The following is an 18,991-nucleotide window of genomic DNA, read 5'->3' as shown; positions in this document are numbered from 1 at the left end:
TTGAAAACCTCGTAGTTGAACAAGGAAAGATTAAAAATGATTTTAAAAGGGAATTTCAAAACTTTCTAATTGACCAAAGAAAGATTAAAGAAGAAATAACTATCTCGTTACAGCAACAAAATGAAAAAATAGAATCACTACTTAAATACTTTCTAGTTGAAGAGGGAAATCTTAAAGAACAAATAAATATATCATTACTAGAACAAACCCAAAAAATAGAATCACTATTTGAATACTTTCTAGTTGAACAGGGAAAGATTAAAGAAGAGATAACTATCTCGTTACAAGAACAAAATGAAAAAATAGAATCACTACTTGAATACTATCTAGTTGAACAGGAAAAAGTTAAACAGGAAATAAATATATCATTACAACAACAAACGAAAAAAATAGAATTACTGAAGGTTAAACTAGAAGAAACTTCTTTACAAGTTATTCAAAGTAATCAAAGAAATAAATTAATATTTTTGTCTATATTAACTTTCAATCTAATTGGTTTTACTGCGGTATGCTTTCTTATTTATAAACTGCAACAGGGATAAACAATATGCTTTACAGCTTATATGAATCAGTCATCGATAATTGCTTAGTAGAAGGAATTAATAAGTCTCAAGGTTGGGGAGAAATAGTCAACCAACAAATCTTACCCCTATTAGAGCATCCTAAACTAAATCATCATTTTACAATTATTAAAAATAGTTTAGAACGCTTTGACCAACCAATTAGTGTCTTTGTCGTAGGAGAGGGTAAATTTGGCAAAAGTACTCTAATTAACGCCTTAATTGGTCAAGGAAAAGAAGTAGCTAAGACTCACTTTTTACCTAAAACTTGGCATATCACTAGATATGTACCTAGTCTCGTAGAAGAAAGATATGAAATTTATTATAATCATCAACACGAAGATACAGAAAGATTTGAAACAATCTGTAAAAATTGTGCAGAAAACATTATTATTGATTCTGGCTTAATTAAACTGAGTAATTTAGAACAACTACAAGAAATTTTAAACTTAGAGGAGGCTGAAAAGAAAAAAAGCGGTGGTAAAAGCCCAATTTGGCAAGTACTGCAAACTGTTCCCAATGATACCCTAAACATAACTATGGAGGTAGTAGATACTCCAGGAATATCCCAAAATCGCCAAGGTATTGTACAAGAAGAAACCATAGAAGACTTTTATTATCGTGCAGATATTGTCCTTTGGGTAATGATTGCTGATAAATTAAATAGTCGAGAAACCAATGAATCACTACAATCTATGTCACGCTACGGTAAACCAATTATTGGCATAATTAATAGGGCTGATCAAATTCCCGAAGGAAAAAAAGAACTAGTAATTGAGCAAGTTCAAGAAAAATTTGCTAACTTACTCAATGATATTGTTTTACTCAGTGCTAAACAAGCTTTTGAAGGTCATAAAAATAGTAATACTTCACTATTAGAAGAGAGCGGTTTACCTTTGTTATTGTCTAAAATAGACTATCATGTTGTTAAAAATGGGCGGAGAAATCAAGCTATTTCTACTTACAATACAAGTATAAAAGCTGCAGAAGAAGCACAAACAATTCTCATTCAGGAAGCAGAAAATATTGAGAAAAATCTTGAAATCTATCAGCAAAACTTAACCTATGCCTCAAGTTTTAAACATGAAACCAAAGTCAAGTTGATTATTCAAGGAATAGTTAATGAAACTAAACAACAAATTAAACAAGAGGCAAAAAAGAAAATGGAAAGTACTAAAAATATTCAGGATGAGCATTTACCATTATTTGATGAGTCAGCAGTAAAACAAGTTATTAAAGAAATTATTAAGAATAATCTCCTAAAAATGCAAAACTCTTTAGAAAGAGAATTAGAAGCAATTTTAGAAAAAATAGAGGTTAACAAATATCAAGAGCAAACCTATGGAGCAACTGGCTATATTAAATCTTACCTAGATAAGGTGACTGTTAATATCCAAAATACAGATTTTTTAACCAATCTAAATTTAGACAATCTTGAGATTGATTTCTGGGAACATTTCAAGTTATTTTTAGTCAATATTGGGCTTGGTATTAAAGATGGTATTAAAGATTTTTTTGAAGATGTAGCCAGTTGGTTTTGGGATGATTATAATGAACAAAAAAGACAAGCTAGGGAGAGGGAAAGAATAAAAAAGATTAGAAATCAAGAATTACAAGCCAATATCAATAACCTAGAAAATGTAGCAGAAAGGTGTAAGCAACAAATAACCCAAGCAGCAGAAAGTCAAGTAAACACCATAACTGATTTATTAGAAAAGGAGGTTAAAAACAGCTTTGAAAAAGCCTTTAAATCAAAAATAGTAATGACAGCAAAAGCCGCGCAAAACCGCCAAAATGCTGCAAGATCATTTATACCACCTGTAATAATTCCTACGATTACCGAAGCATTGCAAAACTAAAGACTATAATTATGAACAATCCTCAAGAAATACTCGCACAAGCACTAAACTGGGCAGAAAATTCCCCAGACTCAACTCGCACGATTATAGAATGGAGCGATCGCCGCTACGGATTAAATAAATTTTGGAACTCTGTACATTGGTTACGGAAAGCTTCTGAATCTTTTCAACGTCCTTTGAGAATTGCTATTTGTGGTGAAAATAACTCAGGAAAGAGTACATTAGTTAATGCTTTAATTCGCGACGAAATAGCAGTAACTGACTTTTTTGAGTTTACCTTTTGTCCGATGGTATTCTCCTATGAATACAAAGAACAAGTTAAAATTATTTATAATTCAGATGCAGTTATAGAAGTTAATTTAGCCGATTTAGAAGCTAAAATGCGGTCTCTCCATGCAGAGAAAGAATTAGAAAATATCAAACGTATCGAAGTTAAAGCCCCCAAACGTTATCTAAAAAAATATCAAATAGCTGATGTACCTGGTTTGGGTGCAGATGAGAGAAACACTAGAATCGCTCAAGCTTTTACAGAGGAGATAGATGTAGTAATTTTTGTTCTTAATGCTACTATTTTAGGACAATTGAGCATAATGCAAGAGATTGAAAAATTAACAGAACAATTTTCGCATATTTGCTTAGTAATTAATAAAATGGATCAAGTTGGCTATGAAAATGATGAAGAAACTGTAGAATTTATCGCTAGTCAAATTTATGAGCTACGAAAAATACCTATTTTCCCCATGGCTGCTCTTGATGTTGCTAATAATGCTACTGCTCAAGAATGGTTACATGATTTAGAAGAGCAATTTTTTAAACCAGTTGCTGAAAATGCAGAAAGTATTAAAGTTATACAAGCTTTGGAAAAATGTTATCGTCAACTATCTACTCTGAGTATATTTTTACAGTCCACCTATCACCAAGCTAATCGATATTCAACCTTGGTAAAAGTTAGTAGTAAAAGATTAGAAAAAGCCATAGACTCTCTTCTAGATAATCTTGATAAGGAAGTCAAAAGATGGGTTGAACAAGAGGGATTTTTAAGCTTAATTAAAGAATATAAGCTGAGACTCGAAAAAAATAATATTAAATCGGAAAGCAAAGCGAGAAAAGAGTTAGAACAATTATTAGTAGAAGTAAGTATTCAGCAGGAAGTTCAAAATTTACTTAAAGTAATTAAAGATTTTATTCAGTCTGAAATTGCTAGAGCAGAAGCCAAGATTAACGAAATGCAAAATGATATTTTTAGTCCTTTTAAAATTGAACAAACTGTCAGAATCCTGCAAAACAAATCAGAAAATCCATCTAAAAATATTACGGTAAATCCTAATAGTGGTGAAATTAGAGAAAGAAAAGGTTATGAATCCAATCCCTCAGACTCTTCACAATTGACTAATAATAATTTGCTTGTTGCTGGTAGTTTATTAACAGCCGGACTGACTATTTTTGAAGTAGTAGTTGAAACAGCATTTCTACCAGCAGTTACAGGTGGAATCGCTTTGATAATTCCTGTCATGAAATTAGTTTCTAATTGGGATCAAATCGCTAGTTGGTTGGCGAACAACCAGGATATCAATAATCAAAAATTAGATGAAGACTTAAATGAAATTAGAATCAAACTAGCTCAAGCAGTGGTAAATCAAGTGTTTCCTAATGGTGCTAAACAGGTAATAGCCCCAAGTATAAGGGAACAATTTCAACAGTGGGAAGAAAAGAATTATGATACTTTATGGAATCCACTAGCAAAAATATCTCAAAATTTATCTGATTTAGCTGAATATATTCGTCAGGGAGAAGAAATTAGAACAACAGCCCTAGAAACATTAACAGAAAAATCTCAATCTAGGGGCGATCTCCTTAGTAACCAAAATTTTGGCAAACTCTCCCCCGCAGCAGCTAAAGCATTAGATATCTTTGATTCTCCTATCAACTATAGAGTAGAACAAACAGACGCATTAAGAGCAGCATTGACTCAAGTAATCGAATTGGAAGAAGTACAGCTAAACTTTATCGATCGCCGTTGTACCGCCCAAGAACTACGTTGGCTAGGTAGTATTGCTTCACCCCAAGCATTTGTGCAAGGATGGGTATATGATATTGAAACAGACTCTCAGAACAGGTTAGAATTCGTTGAAGTTTTAAATCAGCAAAAATACAACCGCAATGGAGCTATTTCTCTCCAAATAGTTAAATATACAGATAAAAATGGTACTCCTCTAAGTCGCTATTTGATTGCTGGAATGGATTGGGTAATAGAATTATCTCAATCTCTAGCCGAATTAGGTAAAAAAGATATCAGAGTCTGGGCGATCGCTAATAAACAAGATAGAGAAAAAGCTTTTGAATTAATCAAAGAATACTCTGCATTTAGTAGTATATTGCAGAGATCGGGAAAATCAGAAATTCAGTCTCTTACCTTGTAAATAAGCGATCGATGTACTTAAATTAAATATTCTCAAAAACCTCTTTTCCGCGTGGTCTTACTACTAGACGTCTATTTGGTTCATTACCACGGCTTTCTGTGGTCAAATCTGCTGACTGACTTAAGATGCTATGAATTTGGCGACGTTCCACTGATGATAGTGGTTTCATTTCCACTTCTTGTCCAGTTTCTCTTACTGCTTGAGCTACTGTTTCTGCTAAAGCGAGTAATTCTGTTTGACGTTGCACGCGGTAATTGTGAATATCAATCATAAAATAACCTGACTTTTCTGTTTTGTCTTGGATATGCAGTAAAGCATTAGCCAGGTATTGGATTGAGTCGATTGTTTCTCCTTGGTTACCGATGATTAGGGTAATTTGTTCTGGAGTCAAATTGTTTTGGTCTATAGTCAACCAACAACAGATTGTGCCCTCGGCTTCTTGTTCTACTTTTGTAATTTCTACTGCTGCTCTCATCCCCATTAGTTCAAGGAGTTCGGTCAGCCATTGCTGACCTCGCTGCATTTGCGCCTCGTCCATAGACAATTGATTTTATCCTGATGTTTTTTCTTTCTTTTTCAGACTTTTTGATTCAAATGGCAGACTATCGCGGGTTTTTTCCGTTTTTTCTTGTTCTTCTACCAATTTTTGTAAGTTTTCTGGTAGAGGTTCCCGCATTAAGATAAATGTCTGTGCCATTTGGAACAAATTAGCTACGAGTATATACATTAATACTCCAGCGGGTAGGGGGAAAAACAGAAACATTCCCGAAAACAGTATGGGTGTAATTTGGTTAACGGTTTTCTGTTGTTGAGCTGCTGCTCCTCCTCCTGATGCTCCTGATAGTTGTTGGTTAAAGTAAATACTCACCCCAAATATGACAATCATTCCCAGGATATCCCAGTTAATTGAGCCGTCTTCTGAGGTTGCTCCCACTCTTCCTAGTGCTTTGATAAATAGAAATCCTTTATCGGCGGCGATTCCTGGTACTGATACTTGAATGGTAGCGTCTCCTGGTGAAAGGGCTTTAATTTGTCCTGATTCGTCTATGGTAATTCTTTCTGCACCTTTGGTTACTTGTAATTTTGGTTGCAGGTGGGAATCGGGGTATTGAGAGGTTAACTCTGTAAAGGGTTTTCCTTCTGGGGTCTGTAGCTCTATTGTTGCTTGGTTTCCTACAGTGAGTTTATTACCCGCGGGAAGAATTGCTTCAATCGGATAGTGGATACCATCGGTAAAATAGATGTTTTGGGGTTTAGTGCTATAGACTTGAGGTTGAACTCTTTCGATTTGTTCTTGAGGTAAGATTTGCAGGTTAACCATATAGTTAGCCGCTGCGAAGGGAGAGCCTTTAAGCGTGCCAAACAAAGCCAGCAGTATCGGCATTTGTACTAGTAGGGGTAAACATCCTGCTAGGGGGTTACCGAATTCTTGCATCAGTTTCCCCATTTCCTCTTGTTGTTTTTGAGGGTTATCTTTATACTTACGCTGTATTGCTTCTTGTCTTTCCTTCATCAGGGGTTGGGTAATGCGCATTTTGCGCATATTTCTGATTTGTCCTGCACTAAGTGGATACACTGCTAGACGAGTTACCAGAGTTAAAGCTATAATAGCTAAGCCATAGCTAGGTACAATCCCGTAGAAAAAGTCCAGGATTGGTATCATTATGTTGTTGGTGATAAATCCGCTTCCAAGCATTATTGTTTCTTTATTTAATAACTGGTAATTGATTCGAGAGAGCGACCTGTTTTAGCCGCTACCTTTTCTGCTATATATTCAGACATTTCGCGATATTTGGGTAACGCTCTTAACTCTAGACGACTTTTATCTTTTAATGTCAGTACAATATCACCCCACAACCCTATACCTCGGGAAACTTTGACTATTTTAATGATTTCTGAGTAAATTATATCAGTGCGCTCGTTTCCTTGCCATCCTCCTGTTACCGATATCCTTCTATCGGTGATTTTATAACGTAACCACAGAGCGCGCACGATCGCCCCTACGGTTAAGGGTAAACAGATTATAGTAAATCCTAAGAGGATATTGATGATTAAATCTCCTGGATGTGGTCCGCCTTCGTAAAATGTTTCTTCTTTAATGCCCATGGATGATATTTGCTTTTAATAACAACTCTTTTAATTCTCGCAAAAATTGGTTAAATTGACATTCTCTGGCTGTGGTTTTGACGATGATTACTATTTTGACTCCTTTGTCTATTTGGGGGAGTAATCCTCTGATGATACCCTTTATTTGTCTTTTGATCCGATTGCGAGTTACTGCTTTTTTACTTACTTTTTGGCTAACCACTATGCCTATTTTCGGCTCATTACTTACTATTTCTGAGTCTAGGAGTGCCCGTATGATTAAATGGGCACTTTCGTACTTTTTTCCTGACTCGTACACTTGACGAAAATCTCGATATGATCTTAGTCGATTTATTTTGGCTAAGCCCACTGTTTAGACTGATAGACGTTGACGTCCTTTTTGACGTCTGGCTTTAATCACCCTGCGTCCATTTTTGGTACGCATTCTGGCTCTAAATCCCGATGTTCTCTTTTGTTTGCGGTTTGTTCCCTCTAGGGTACGTTTAGTCAAGAGCGATCGCCTCCTTGTTGCTCAAAAATCACAAATTCTTATTATAGCAGCATATTAACCACCTATACTAATAATCCATGTTCCTACGTATAAACGGATAGGGATTTCTCCTGCTGCGACTACATCGCCATTAAAGTAAAATGTTCCGCCACGACGTGGATTTTTAACGTTAGAAAGCACTATTTCTACTTGTCTCGCTTCGGTGATGGGGTTTTCTAAATCTATCTCTAACAGATAATTTTCTTGATCCCAAATTACCTCTCTGATCTCTAGAGATTCGTCTCCCATTCTTACTTCTACTCTATCAACATCAAATCTTCCCTCAAAATAATCGGGATATCTGATAATAAATCTAGCTGCTCCTTCGGTTAGTTTGTTGCCTGGTACTCTTAAGCGATAACGATCCCAACCGTTTGGGCGTCCCCCAAAATCTAAACGATAATCTAGTTGATTGTCTCGTTCAACTCCTCCAAAAATTGTTAAACCAGGGTTAGTCTGTGCTGTTACCCAAATAGGTACTACCGCAACAAAACAAGTAGATAGACTTAAAGTAGCTAAGAAAATTTTCCAGGATTGTTTTAACATTAATTCTAGACTAGTTTGTGTATATTTTCTTTCATTCTAGCAAATAGTCTCAACTAAATTGAAACTCTAGAATGACGTCGTTATAATCGAGATCTCCTCCTCCTAAAATATCTTCAAACACGAATAAATTAGCTCCTAACCTAGTCAGATGACTAATTCCCCCACGATTAGCCTCACTAAATGAGAAAATAGCAGCATCTGGATTATTGTTTAAAACATCATCAATAGTAGTATTAGGAATCAATACCATTCCATAGATAGTATTTTCTGCTAAATTGATGTTTTGATTAGTTGTACTAAAAAAACCATCAGGTGTAATTAAAGTTATTCCCGTTAAAGGATCTTTTGCTCTTGTTAAGGCTATTATAGGATAATCTTCGTCTCCTGGTCTAGTATCAATCAATTTATCACCATTAACATCAATTCCACCGTCAAAAGCATCTACAACAAAAAGTGCTACTAGATTATCATAAGAAGCAGCCCTACTTATATTAACCGTTACTGGTTGAGTAAATGATGCTGGTGTAACTAAAACATTACTAGATAATTCTAAGGTTAATTTTTCATTATCAAAGGATAGGTGATGATAACCTCTACCTTCACTAACAATATCTAAAGGTTGCTCCACAGAAAAACTTATTTCGCCATCTTTTTTGAGGTAAAGTTGATAATATCTATTACCTCGCAATTGCACATCTTTTAAATGACCAAAAAACTTACTCTCTCCTTCCCTTAATACTCGTGGATTAGTAAAACTTTCTCTAGCTATCTCTTGAGTTAATGATCTAGAAGCAGCAGAATAATGATTTTTAAATAAAACAATTTTTTGACGCGCTTCTGCAGCTTGTTGATAACCTGAATCACCTGGATTTAATCTCCCAATTTTACCATTAAGATTATCAACTTGAATAAAACCAACCTCATAATCAGTTCCATCTGGACTATTAATTAACCTAGATTGTAACTTACCATCTGCTGCTGTAGGAACAAAAAATACTTGATTATGATCATTAATTAATCCTGGAGTGGTTCGAGCAAAAAAGCCTTGATGAGTAATATTATTATCTAATCTCAGTCTAACTCCTTGATTATTGGGTAAAAATCTAGCCCCAATCGAACCGTCATAGATAAATTCTTGAAATTCTTCAGCTTCAGGGTTAAAAGCGAAATAACTATTAACGTTATTAACCCCATCTAGAAAAACTTTAACAGGTATTTTGCGCTTATTTGTCTTAACTTCAAAATCTAGATAACCTTCAGTTAAACTCTGATTATTGTCAATAAACCTGTGATAATCCCCAAGAGTAATTTTTCTATTGAGGGAATCTACATAAATATTAAACTCTTCTGCTAAGTTTTCAGAACTATAATTAATGACTTGAGTTACTAAGTTAAATTCTTCTGAATCAATAATAGGTACTCGGATAGTTTTACTAACTTCATCTGGAGCAAAAATTACCTGTCCAACGGTTGGTAAATAGTTAACCCCTGCTTTAGCTAATTTATCTTCTGTGATATATTCAAGTTTGACATACCGACTTAAATCACCAGAACGTGTAATCACAAATTCTGCATAACCTTCATTGATAATTGGGGGAGCAACTGTAAAGTTAGATTGATTAATAATTTGCTCAAATAAACTAGTTAAATTAGCTGGAGTAAGTTCGGTTTCATCACCAGTTAAAACTAAGGTTTGTACTTGGTTGATTAGTTCACTCAAGGAGACATCATCTTGACTATTTATACTTTCATCTCTAGTAAGTACAGTAATTAAACTAGTAGATTTACTATCGGTATTTTGATTACCCAAGATATCGGTAACTTGTGAGTTTTTAAGATTAGCTGTAATTTGATGATTTTGAGACAAATCCGCATCAGGTACTTGATTATCTAAAATAGGGTTAACAAAATTATCGATTTCAAAATTAGGCTCAATTATTTCTACTCCTGTAGATTGATTAACTGAGTTAAAATTACTTGCAGTAAAAGTAAAGTCAAAATGAATATTTTGCTCAATGATTTGATTAATCTGATTATTGTAGTCATCATTAAAGTTTTCTTGAAAGATAAACTGTATTGGTTGACTGGGTAAGTCATCATTAAAATTAAGATTATCAACAACCAAAAAAGTAGCTAAAGTTTGCTTAATATTAGTTGAAATCTGGTTATTATTACCAGCGTTAATTAAGACGTCTTGTACAGCTACTTGCAGACTATCTACTAAATAATCCCCAACAAAATCATTGAGAAAAGAATCAAAAGTAAAAGTTTCCCCTGGTAATTCAGCATACCAAGATAGATCATAAATTATTTGTTCAGAGTCCAAGTCAACGATATTTTCGTCCCCCGTAATAACCACTCGTTGATTATCATGTAACAAAGTCCTTAAATTACCATCATTATTAAGCAAATCTGTAAAATCTAAATTAATATTTTGAGGTTGTAATTGTTCGGTATCGAGAGTATAATAATTAGGGAAGAGAGGGAAATCACCCATAACTTGGGTCAAACTTTGATTACCTTGATTGAGTTCACTATTAGTTTGAATAAAACCTTGAAGACCTGTATTTTCAGGAACATCAGGAGATTCGAGCACATAAATAGTGATATTCTGATTAATAGTTTGGATGATAGTATTATCAGTACCATTACCAATATCAGTCAATTGAATCATTAATTGGGGAATAGCTTGGGGAGATAAAGACATATGTGGAAAAAAGTAACTTTAATATTAACTATTATGATTGGGACAATCGCTGGTTTAACAGAAACAGCAATAAGTGGACCCGCGGATTTAGGTGGTCAATGGCGATTAATGACAGAGGAAGAAGAGGCGCAAAATTGGGAATTTATCTTAAATAGTCCTTTAGGAATAGCAGCGTTAAATCAATTGGCGATCGAGGGTTTTATCAGTCCTCTTTGTAGCAAAGTTTTTTATACCAATGATGAGTTTGGAGGGTTTCAAACCTTGTTACAGGTTAACTGTGATACTCCTAGAGGTATATCTACCGCGGTATCATATCAGGAAATGCGGGTAATTTTTAATCGTTTTGAGAGTAATATCGAGAATTTTGAGATCGAAAGAATATTGTTAGAACGTTGAATGGCTAAGACAAGTTAAAGAAAATAGCGGAATTATGGGGATCGCACTAGAATTATTAGAACAAAACTGGTAATTTATCTAAGAGGAGATGATATGACCATAACCGTAGAGCAAAACCCTGAAACTGGGGTAATATCTTCTCAGCAAGCCCAACCTAAAAAAATTGGCATTCCCAAAGAAGTTTATCCCAAAGAGTGTCGAGTAGCAGCGACGCCCGATACAGCCAAAAAGTTACAGAAACTAGGTTTTGAGGTACTTGTAGAAGCTGGTGCGGGAACATTAGCTAATTTTAATGATCAAGCATACCTTGAGGTTAACTGTCAGATTATCCCAGATACAGAGACACTGTGGAGAGAAGCTGATATCATTCTTAAGGTGCGTCCTCCCCAATTCCACCCAGGAATATATAAACACGAAGCAGAGTTACTCGGTGCAGGAAAAACACTGATTAGCTTTATTTGGCCGGCACAAAACCCAGAATTGCTAGAGAAACTAGCAGCAGCCCAAGCAACGGTAATTGGGATGGATGCAGTACCCCGAATTAGTCGGGCGCAAAAAATAGACGCCCTTAGCTCCATGGCTAATATTGCAGGTTACCGCGCAGTAGTAGAAGCAGCTAGTCATTTTGGTCGCTTTTTTACGGGACAAATTACCGCAGCCGGTAAGATTCCCCCAGCTAAAGTCTTAGTTATTGGTGCTGGTGTAGCGGGATTAGCAGCCATTGGCGCAGCTAAAAGTCTCGGTGCGGTAGTGCGAGGTTTTGACACTCGTTTAGAAGTAAAAGATCAGGTTAAAAGTCTCGGTGCAGAGTTTTTAGAGCTAGATTTCTCTGAAGATGGCTCAGGAGAGGGTGGTTACGCTAAAACCATGAGCCAAGAGTTTATTGATACAGAAATGGCTCTTTTTGCCGAACAAGCCCAAGAAGTAGATATTATTATTACTACTGCTTTGATTCCTGGTAAGCGTGCTCCCATCTTGATTACTAAAGAGATGGTGGAAAGTATGAAACCTGGCTCAGTAATCGTTGATTTAGCTTCAGAGCAAGGGGGTAACTGTGAAGTTACTAAACCAGAAGAGGTTTATAGTTATCACGATGTAACGATTATTGGCTTGACGGATTTACCTAGTCGGATGGCGAGTCAATCAAGTCAACTCTATGGTAATAATCTTTGGCATTTACTGAAAGAAATGGGTGGCGCTCAGGATTATCGCGTCAATACCGAAGATGAGATGATCCGCGGTGCTTTGATTCTCCATGAAGGGGAGGTAACCTGGCCTGCTCCTAAAATACCTCAAGCAACTCCTACGGTTAAAACGGCTACCGCGGTAACAGCGACAGAAAAAGAGTCTAAGTCGAAAAGCTCAGGTAGTTTATGGCTATTAATCGCGGGAATAGCTCTAGCTGCGATTGGTTTAACCGCTCCTGCGGTGATGTTGTCTCATTTTACTGTGTTTGTTTTGGCTTGTTTTCTCGGCTGGATGTTGATCTGGAATGTTAACCCAGCTTTACATACTCCTTTGATGAGTGTGACTAATGCCATTAGTGGTATCGTCATAGTAGGAGGAATGTTACAAATGTCAGGTCCGATTACTTCTCCTGTGGTAATTTTAGGAGCGATCGCTATTGCTGTAGCGACGATTAATATCGCTGGTGGCTTTTACGTTACCCAAAGAATGTTGAATAAGTTTCATAAGTAAGGAAAATGTCACAAAATTTACAAACCGTTGCTTATATAGCAGCAAGTGCTCTGTTTATACTCAGTATTACTGGACTAGCCCAACATGAAACCGCTCGCCGTGGCAATATCTATGGCATTATGGGTATGGTAATTGCTTGTTTGGCGACTATTTTTAGTCCACAAGTAAGTAATTATCTCACTTTGGGGGTTGCTGTTGTACCTGGAGTAATTATCGGTATTTTAGCGGCTTCTCTCGTAGCTATGACTCAAATGCCCCAAATGGTAGGTTTACTCAATAGTTTTGGGGGTTTGGCTGCGGTGTTAGTTGGTTATGCTGAATATCTCAAATTAAGCCCTAATGCGGTTGGCTCTGAAATAACTATCCAGAAAATCGAAATCTATCTAGGGGTGTTGATTGGGATTGTTACTTTTACAGGCTCTGTCATCGCTTTTGCTAAGTTACAAGAGTTGATTAGCACTAAACCATTAATTTTACCTGCTCGTAATTGGTTGAATATCTTGGCTTTAGTAGGGTCTGTAGGCTTAATTTTGCCCTTTTTGGGGATTTTTGACCTAAACTTGACTGGTTTACAGATTATGGGCATTATGACGGTAATTATGGGCATTTTTGGCGTACATCTGGTCTTGGCGATCGGTGGTGCTGATATGCCTGTAGTTATTTCTTTCCTCAATAGCTACTCGGGTTGGGCTGGTGCAGCTACTGGTTTTATGCTCTCTAATGACTTGTTGATTATTACGGGAGCTTTAGTAGGTAGCAGTGGCGCAATTCTTAGCTATGTAATGTGTAAAGCCATGAATCGCTCTTTCTTTAATGTCATCCTCGGTGGTTTTGGTGAAGGTGTAGGAGTAACTAGCACAGGAACTACACAAGCTCAAGGAGAGGTAAATAGTGCTAACCCTGCTGAAACAGCAGAATTGCTCCAAAATTCCAGCAGTGTGGTAATTGTCCCAGGATATGGTATGGCTGTATCTCAGGCTCAACACGGTATCTCCGAAATGACTAAAATTCTGCGTGATCGCGGTGTCAATGTTCGCTTTGCTATCCACCCAGTGGCGGGAAGAATGCCAGGTCATATGAATGTATTATTAGCTGAAGCTAATGTCCCCTACGATTTAGTCTTGGAAATGGACGAAATTAACCATGATTTACCTCAAACCGATGTAGTGATGGTGATTGGGGCTAATGATACCGTTAATCCTGCAGCGGAAGAAGATCCTACTAGTGCACTCGCAGGAATGCCAGTTTTACAAGTATGGAAAGCAGATAGCGTGGTGGTGATGAAACGTAGTTTAGGTAGCGGTTACGCAGGTGTAGCCAATCCACTATTTTTTAAAGACAATACCCAAATGCTCTTTGGTGATGCTAAGCAAAATGTAGATGCGATCGTTACTCATTTACGCGAAGCTCGTCACCGTAGTAGTCGTTCTAGTATTGAAGTTGCTGCTTAAACTACATCTAACAGACTTCTACTGAGTCAAATAGTTGTGACATACTCCTACAGCGTAATCTTTGATTCGCTGTAGGCTTCTTGTCTTTCACCTTAAGAGATGATTGACCGTTTTTGACTAAAAAATTGCCTATATTAACTACATTAACAAACTCCTCAAATAAATTGGGATCTAATTTCTGGATAAATCTCTTAAAAATCATTTTACCCATAATGTCTTCACCTCGGCGATTAAATGCCCTAGCCATGATAGGATTAACTACTAAACAGCGAAAATCTCCTATTTTACCTGTTTTAGGTTCACGTACAGCTTGTAAAGCAGCAATTCCATCTAAAGAAGAGTTTAAAGTAAAATATCACCTTTGGTGTTAGTTAATTCATTCATAATAAAAGGATGGAACAGGGTGTGGGGTGTGGGAAATTGTATAACTAATGAGACAATAATAATTCTTAATTCTTAATTCTTAATTCCGCTCCACCTAACCCATCTCCATTGTTTACACTTGATTTATTTTAGTTAATAAAGGTTCAATCAGATCAAGAATGGTTTCAAACTGAAATTTATTGACTAGAATGTTTAACTCTCGAATCAAGGTTACTTCAGAGGGAGGATTTTTTTTAATTAAATCCATGATTCCTTCTTTATTAGCTTCCAGAACTTTTTCTGAGAGTCGAGTTAACCATTCTGGTGACATTACTTTAAATTGTTCTGATTGTAAACTAATTGTTTGAGATTGCTCCTGCTTGTTATTCAGGGTTTCTTCATAAATATAAGTAACTCCTAAATGTTTGGCTAGTGTATCAAAAATGATCTTCTCTTTAAAAGGTTTACGGATAAAGTCATCACATCCTGGTGAAAGGACGATTGCTTTTTCTTCTTCTAATCACTTCACTTGCAACGGTAATATCTCCACCCATTAGTTGGATGAATTGACGACTAATAACTAACCCTAAACCTGTTCCTTCTTGGGCATTTTTTCCCGATTCTGTTTGGTTAAAGGCTGTGAAGGGGGCTTTTGGTTTTTTTACTTATTGCTTTTTTAAAAAATTAATGCTATGTTGTGTGTGTAGTTTTTGAAATATAAGTGTTTTCTTGGAGAAGAGCAATACTCGTTTCTCTCGGTGCAACTATTACCAATTTCACTTTAGCAGGTAATACTTTAGCTCAAGATTCAACTGTCAATCCCGTACCTGTACCAATCCCACCACCATCAATTAACCTCTCTGATACCATTCCCAATGTCGGGTATTTTACTGATGGTAATCCAGGAACTACAGGTCCTGTATCTGCCATCAATATCGCCGGATTTAATCCTGTCCAAATCACCGACATCAGCACCTTTAATTTAAATACAATCGATATGCTGATGGTCAATAATTCTTCTAGTAGGGGAGGTTTTTCTACAGCTTTACTTAATCGTTTACCTAGTATTGAAACCTGGGTTAGCAATGGTGGTTCATTTATCGCGCACGATCGCTTTGTTTCTTCATCTGTGGGTTTATCTGAATCAAATCCTCTTTTATTGGGAACACCCACAACTTTAACTCAGAGAGATTTGGGTTCTGATTTAGACATTATTGCCCCAGGCGATACTTTAGTAACCAATGGTCCTCACGGAGTTTTAAACGACTCCTCTCTCGATGGCGGAGATTGGTCTAGCCATGGTTTTGTTATTGGTAAAAAAAAGAAAAAAAGCAGAGGAGGACAAAAGGGGCATATTGGTAAAAGTCGAGAATTATACCCAGAATCAGAATGTAGAAGTATCGAAAATCACGTACCAGCAACCTGTAAATGTTGTGGGGAAGAATTATCGGGTACAGTCTCCAATCCTTATCGACATCAAGTAGTGGAAATCCCACCAAGAGAATTAGAAATAGTAGAACATCGGCTACATGAATTGGAATGTAAGCATTGTGGTGCGAAAACGAGGGCAAATTTGCCAGAAAATATTACAGAAAGTGGATATGGAGCAACAGTAGTAACTTTGGTGTCTTTGATGAGTGGGGTATATCGTTATTCTCATCGTATGATAGTGAGGACGATAATAATTTTAAGGAGATATTGTGGGGTTTAATTATCATCTCACGCTTATTTTAGACAATAAAGCGATCCTGCTTCTCGCGGTTAAGCTAAAGAATTTACTTATTCAGATATTTTCAGATTAAGTTTTGATCTTGAAGCTAAACGAGCTTTACCAGAATCAGCCCATTGTTGGAGAAACTGAATTTCTTCTTGAGCAGTTCGAGCTAAAGGTATAATTTGACTAACCGCATTGAGAATATCCTCGGTAGTAAAATCCCGATTCTGACTAAATCCTAGGTGCATAGCTTCAATGAGACTTTGTTCGATTTCTGCTCCTGAAAAATCGGGAGTTTCATAAGCTAAACGGTTAATATCGTATTCTCGGAGTTTATGGGGACGTAAATGGTTTAAATGTACCTCAAAAATAGCCTCTCTTTCTTTTTGATTAGGTAACCCGACGAAGAAAATCTCATCAAAGCGACCTTTACGCAACATTTCTGCGGGTAAAGATCTAATATTATTAGCGGTAGCTACCACAAACACGGGGGATGTTTTCTCTGCTAACCAAGTAATAAAAGTTCCAAAAACGCGACTAGTTGTACCTCCATCTCCTTTACCGTCGATACCTGCAAAAGCTTTATCAATCTCATCTATCCAGAGGATGCAGGGAGCTAAAGCTTCAGCAAGGTTAATCATTTGTCGTGTTCTTGATTCTGATTCCCCTACTAAGCCCGCAAATAATCGCCCTACGTCTAGACGTAAGAGGGGAAGATGCCAATGGTGGGCGATCGCCTTAGCGGTGAGAGATTTTCCTGTCCCTTGTATTCCTACCAATAATAAACCGCGAGGATGGGGCAAACCATAACTTCTAGCTTGTTCACTAAAAGAGCCACCTCTACGCAATAACCAGTCTTTAAGGTTATCTAAACCCCCAATATCGGAGATTTCCTCAGTTGCGGGGTAAAAATCGAGTATTTGAGTTTGTCGGATTGACTGGCGTTTTTCAGCTAGAATTAACTCTACATCAAGGGGTTCGATCGCGCCATGGGTAGCGATACAGAGACTGAGTACTCTTCTAATCCTTTCTAGAGATAATCCTTGAGCGGATCTGACTAATTCGTTAAGTAACTCTTGATTAATAGTTTGTCTAGTTGCTGTTAATAAGCGTTGAATTTCTGAGTTTATTTCTGTGGCTGTAGGTAAAGGGAAGTCTAAGACGGTGAGAACTTCGGTTAATTCTGAGGGGATATTTAATTCTGGTGAGAGAATAATGATATTTTTGGGTTGAGATTTAAGACTACGAGCTAAGTTTCTAAGTTTACGGGAAACAGAAATATCTTCTAAGAAGCGTTGAAAGTCTCTAAGAATAAAAATACCTGTCGCTGTTGGGGGTAGTTTTTCTAGTAATTCTAAAGCTTGTAGGGGGTTACGTTTACCAAAACCTGTATAGTTAGGGTTATTTTGGTAACCATCCACAAAATCCCAGATAGACAGGGTGCGATCGCCTAATTTTTGACAGCAATCGGCGATCGCTATTTCTACTCTTTCTTCTTCGAGGGTTGGTATATAGATTAGAGGGTAACAAGCCCGTAGCAGTAGTTCTAATTCTTCTGAAAAACTCATCATTGCTGCTCTAATTTTTGTTTTATAACTGCCAAACTAGACCAACGACTGTCTATAGTACTATGTTCTGGTTTTTGTTGATATGGGGGTGGTTGACAGTTTTTACTACATAGTTGTTTGACTGGCATATTTAGTGATAATTGTTCGTATAACCATTTACTCGGTTCAAAATAACCGTTGATTGGCATACTTTCATAAAGATCTTCTAGGGCTATTTCTCGTTCTGGTATCCAGTTTAGTTCTGATGTGCTCGGATTTTGTAGCCAGATCATTTCCGAGGTTTTTAGAGAGAGACGATAGTTATAGTGTTTTAGACAGCGATCGCATACCAAAGTCATGATTGTTTCTACGTTAGTACTCACTTCTAAAAAGTTACCTCGATGAGAGATAATCATGATCCCTCTCACGGGAGTCAAACTGTCTAATCCCTCAACCGGCTCCTCAAAATTGATTGTTTCGGTTTGGTCTGGTAATTTGAGTAATTGAGGAATATAGATAGCTTCCATTGTCTTCACTCTAGTTAATTTTATAGGATATTTAAAAAATACCCCTAGATCATCTAAAGGTATTTAAACAAATTCTATACTAAAATCAATTATTTATCTCATCAACCAAAGCTTTAAAAAGCAACCTTGCAGCATAAGACGCAGTAGATATCCGAAGCTTTGACTTCTCCCAGGGTTAAAACACCAGGGATTCTAAGCGGAACTAGTACAACAATACTAACCGCCCTTGAGAAACTTAAGAGAATACCGAGGATTAAGCCAAACTGAACTAGGCAAAAGAACAAATATGACACAGCCAATAATTGCATTATATGAACAAGGTAAAACAACACCAACACTCGATAAAGCGATCGCTCTAGCCCGAGAACTTAAAGTACCGCTGAAAGTACTAGCAGAATCTTTGGGAATTAGTACTGAAGGAGTGCCAGACACAATCGATGATGAATAATGAAGAACGAAGAGAAGAAGGTAGAAGAGCTTACCATCAATTTTGGGAAAAAGCTAAAAAACCACTTAGCTTAACCGCGAGAAGCCTCAAGCTTTATTTTCTCAAATAAGCGTGAGATGA

At 36.7% G+C, this 18,991-nt stretch carries 18 protein-coding genes and 1 pseudogene; 8 read left to right on the top strand and 11 right to left on the bottom strand.

Translation table 11 applies throughout. From position 1 onward, the window contains the following. The 3 genes from EA365_14190 to EA365_14180 all read left to right on the top strand — a co-directional run. A partial coding sequence (locus EA365_14190; GenBank protein ID TVQ42829.1) for a hypothetical protein occupies positions 1-542 on the top strand: 542 nt, incomplete at its 5' end. Positions 543-547: 5 nt separating this feature from the next. Then, a complete protein-coding gene (locus tag EA365_14185; GenBank protein TVQ42828.1) occupies positions 548-2,419 on the top strand; it encodes a hypothetical protein in 1,872 nt (623 codons plus the stop codon). Positions 2,420-2,430: 11 nt separating this feature from the next. Next, positions 2,431-4,839, top strand: a complete 2,409-nt coding sequence (locus EA365_14180; protein TVQ42827.1) for a GTP-binding protein — start codon at positions 2,431-2,433, stop codon at positions 4,837-4,839. A 22-nt stretch (positions 4,840-4,861) separates the two neighbouring features. On the opposite strand, the gene EA365_14175 is transcribed toward EA365_14180, so the two are convergent. The 7 genes from EA365_14175 to EA365_14145 are packed head-to-tail and all read right to left on the bottom strand — an operon-like array spanning position 4,862 to position 10,727. Continuing rightward, positions 4,862-5,377 (bottom strand): RNA-binding protein, encoded by a 516-nt coding sequence (locus tag EA365_14175; GenBank protein ID TVQ42826.1) that lies wholly within the window; start codon positions 5,375-5,377, stop codon positions 4,862-4,864. A 12-nt stretch (positions 5,378-5,389) separates the two neighbouring features. Continuing rightward, entirely contained in the window at positions 5,390-6,538 is a 1,149-nt protein-coding gene (yidC, locus tag EA365_14170) for a membrane protein insertase YidC (protein ID TVQ42825.1), read from the bottom strand. A gap of 11 nt (positions 6,539-6,549) precedes the next feature. Further along, on the bottom strand, positions 6,550-6,945 hold the full coding sequence (locus EA365_14165) for a PH domain-containing protein (GenBank protein ID TVQ42824.1): 396 nt from the start codon (positions 6,943-6,945) through the stop codon (positions 6,550-6,552). Then, the gene (locus tag EA365_14160; GenBank protein TVQ42823.1) at positions 6,935-7,294 is read right to left on the bottom strand and encodes a ribonuclease P protein component; all 360 of its coding nucleotides are present in this window, start codon (positions 7,292-7,294) and stop codon (positions 6,935-6,937) included. Before EA365_14160 ends, EA365_14165 begins: the two co-directional genes overlap by 11 nt. A gap of 3 nt (positions 7,295-7,297) precedes the next feature. Beyond that, positions 7,298-7,435 (bottom strand): 50S ribosomal protein L34, encoded by a 138-nt coding sequence (gene rpmH, locus EA365_14155; GenBank protein TVQ42822.1) that lies wholly within the window; start codon positions 7,433-7,435, stop codon positions 7,298-7,300. 54 nt (positions 7,436-7,489) lie between these two features. Further along, positions 7,490-8,020, bottom strand: coding sequence for a DUF2808 domain-containing protein (locus tag EA365_14150; GenBank protein ID TVQ42821.1), 531 nt, complete (start codon positions 8,018-8,020; stop codon positions 7,490-7,492). 49 nt (positions 8,021-8,069) lie between these two features. Further along, the gene (locus tag EA365_14145) at positions 8,070-10,727 is read right to left on the bottom strand and encodes a DUF4114 domain-containing protein (protein ID TVQ42820.1); all 2,658 of its coding nucleotides are present in this window, start codon (positions 10,725-10,727) and stop codon (positions 8,070-8,072) included. On the opposite strand from EA365_14145, the gene EA365_14140 reads away from it, so the two are divergent. The 3 genes from EA365_14140 to EA365_14130 all read left to right on the top strand — a co-directional run bounded on the left by EA365_14140 (position 10,728) and on the right by EA365_14130 (position 14,272). After that, positions 10,728-11,123: a hypothetical protein gene (locus tag EA365_14140; protein TVQ42819.1), complete on the top strand. Its 396-nt coding sequence runs from the start codon at positions 10,728-10,730 to the stop codon at positions 11,121-11,123. A 93-nt stretch (positions 11,124-11,216) separates the two neighbouring features. Next, on the top strand, positions 11,217-12,821 hold the full coding sequence (gene pntA / locus EA365_14135; GenBank protein TVQ42818.1) for a Re/Si-specific NAD(P)(+) transhydrogenase subunit alpha: 1,605 nt from the start codon (positions 11,217-11,219) through the stop codon (positions 12,819-12,821). A gap of 5 nt (positions 12,822-12,826) precedes the next feature. Next, on the top strand, positions 12,827-14,272 hold the full coding sequence (locus tag EA365_14130) for an NAD(P)(+) transhydrogenase (Re/Si-specific) subunit beta (GenBank protein TVQ42817.1): 1,446 nt from the start codon (positions 12,827-12,829) through the stop codon (positions 14,270-14,272). Positions 14,273-14,279: 7 nt separating this feature from the next. On the opposite strand, the gene EA365_14125 is transcribed toward EA365_14130, so the two are convergent. Both EA365_14125 and EA365_14120 read right to left on the bottom strand, forming a co-directional pair. Then, entirely contained in the window at positions 14,280-14,519 is a 240-nt protein-coding gene (locus EA365_14125; GenBank protein TVQ42816.1) for a hypothetical protein, read from the bottom strand. A gap of 249 nt (positions 14,520-14,768) precedes the next feature. Next, a pseudogene (locus tag EA365_14120) lies at positions 14,769-15,279 on the bottom strand (ATP-binding protein). 77 nt (positions 15,280-15,356) lie between these two features. Between EA365_14120 and EA365_14115 the strand changes: the two are divergent. Further along, the gene (locus EA365_14115; protein ID TVQ42815.1) at positions 15,357-16,346 is read left to right on the top strand and encodes a hypothetical protein; all 990 of its coding nucleotides are present in this window, start codon (positions 15,357-15,359) and stop codon (positions 16,344-16,346) included. Between the two features lie 68 nt (positions 16,347-16,414). On the opposite strand, the gene EA365_14110 is transcribed toward EA365_14115, so the two are convergent. Then, the gene (locus EA365_14110) at positions 16,415-17,917 is read right to left on the bottom strand and encodes an AAA family ATPase (protein ID TVQ42814.1); all 1,503 of its coding nucleotides are present in this window, start codon (positions 17,915-17,917) and stop codon (positions 16,415-16,417) included. Continuing rightward, positions 17,917-18,423: a DUF177 domain-containing protein gene (locus tag EA365_14105; protein TVQ42813.1), complete on the bottom strand. Its 507-nt coding sequence runs from the start codon at positions 18,421-18,423 to the stop codon at positions 17,917-17,919. The genes EA365_14110 and EA365_14105 overlap by 1 nt, the downstream gene beginning before the upstream one ends. A 226-nt stretch (positions 18,424-18,649) precedes the next feature. On the opposite strand from EA365_14105, the gene EA365_14100 reads away from it, so the two are divergent. Next, positions 18,650-18,871 (top strand): XRE family transcriptional regulator, encoded by a 222-nt coding sequence (locus tag EA365_14100; protein ID TVQ42812.1) that lies wholly within the window; start codon positions 18,650-18,652, stop codon positions 18,869-18,871. Positions 18,872-18,991 lie beyond the last annotated feature (120 nt).

This window comes from Gloeocapsa sp. DLM2.Bin57 (assembly GCA_007693955.1).
Taxonomy (GTDB): Bacteria; Cyanobacteriota; Cyanobacteriia; order Cyanobacteriales; family Gloeocapsaceae; genus Gloeocapsa.
Note: the sequence above shows the minus strand (reverse complement) of the source record. Positions and strands in the feature narration are given on the sequence as shown.

Coding starts and splice junctions, on each gene's coding strand:
- pntA (TVQ42818.1), top strand. CDS start 11,217: ATGACCATAACCGTAGAGCAAAACCCTGAAACTGGGGTAATATCTTCT.
- EA365_14145 (TVQ42820.1), bottom strand. CDS start 10,727: ATGTCTTTATCTCCCCAAGCTATTCCCCAATTAATGATTCAATTGACT.
- EA365_14105 (TVQ42813.1), bottom strand. CDS start 18,423: ATGGAAGCTATCTATATTCCTCAATTACTCAAATTACCAGACCAAACC.
- EA365_14140 (TVQ42819.1), top strand. CDS start 10,728: ATGTGGAAAAAAGTAACTTTAATATTAACTATTATGATTGGGACAATC.
- EA365_14130 (TVQ42817.1), top strand. CDS start 12,827: ATGTCACAAAATTTACAAACCGTTGCTTATATAGCAGCAAGTGCTCTG.
- EA365_14150 (TVQ42821.1), bottom strand. CDS start 8,020: ATGTTAAAACAATCCTGGAAAATTTTCTTAGCTACTTTAAGTCTATCT.
- EA365_14125 (TVQ42816.1), bottom strand. CDS start 14,519: ATGGCTAGGGCATTTAATCGCCGAGGTGAAGACATTATGGGTAAAATG.
- EA365_14185 (TVQ42828.1), top strand. CDS start 548: ATGCTTTACAGCTTATATGAATCAGTCATCGATAATTGCTTAGTAGAA.
- EA365_14180 (TVQ42827.1), top strand. CDS start 2,431: ATGAACAATCCTCAAGAAATACTCGCACAAGCACTAAACTGGGCAGAA.
- EA365_14110 (TVQ42814.1), bottom strand. CDS start 17,917: ATGAGTTTTTCAGAAGAATTAGAACTACTGCTACGGGCTTGTTACCCT.
- EA365_14175 (TVQ42826.1), bottom strand. CDS start 5,377: ATGGACGAGGCGCAAATGCAGCGAGGTCAGCAATGGCTGACCGAACTC.
- EA365_14165 (TVQ42824.1), bottom strand. CDS start 6,945: ATGGGCATTAAAGAAGAAACATTTTACGAAGGCGGACCACATCCAGGA.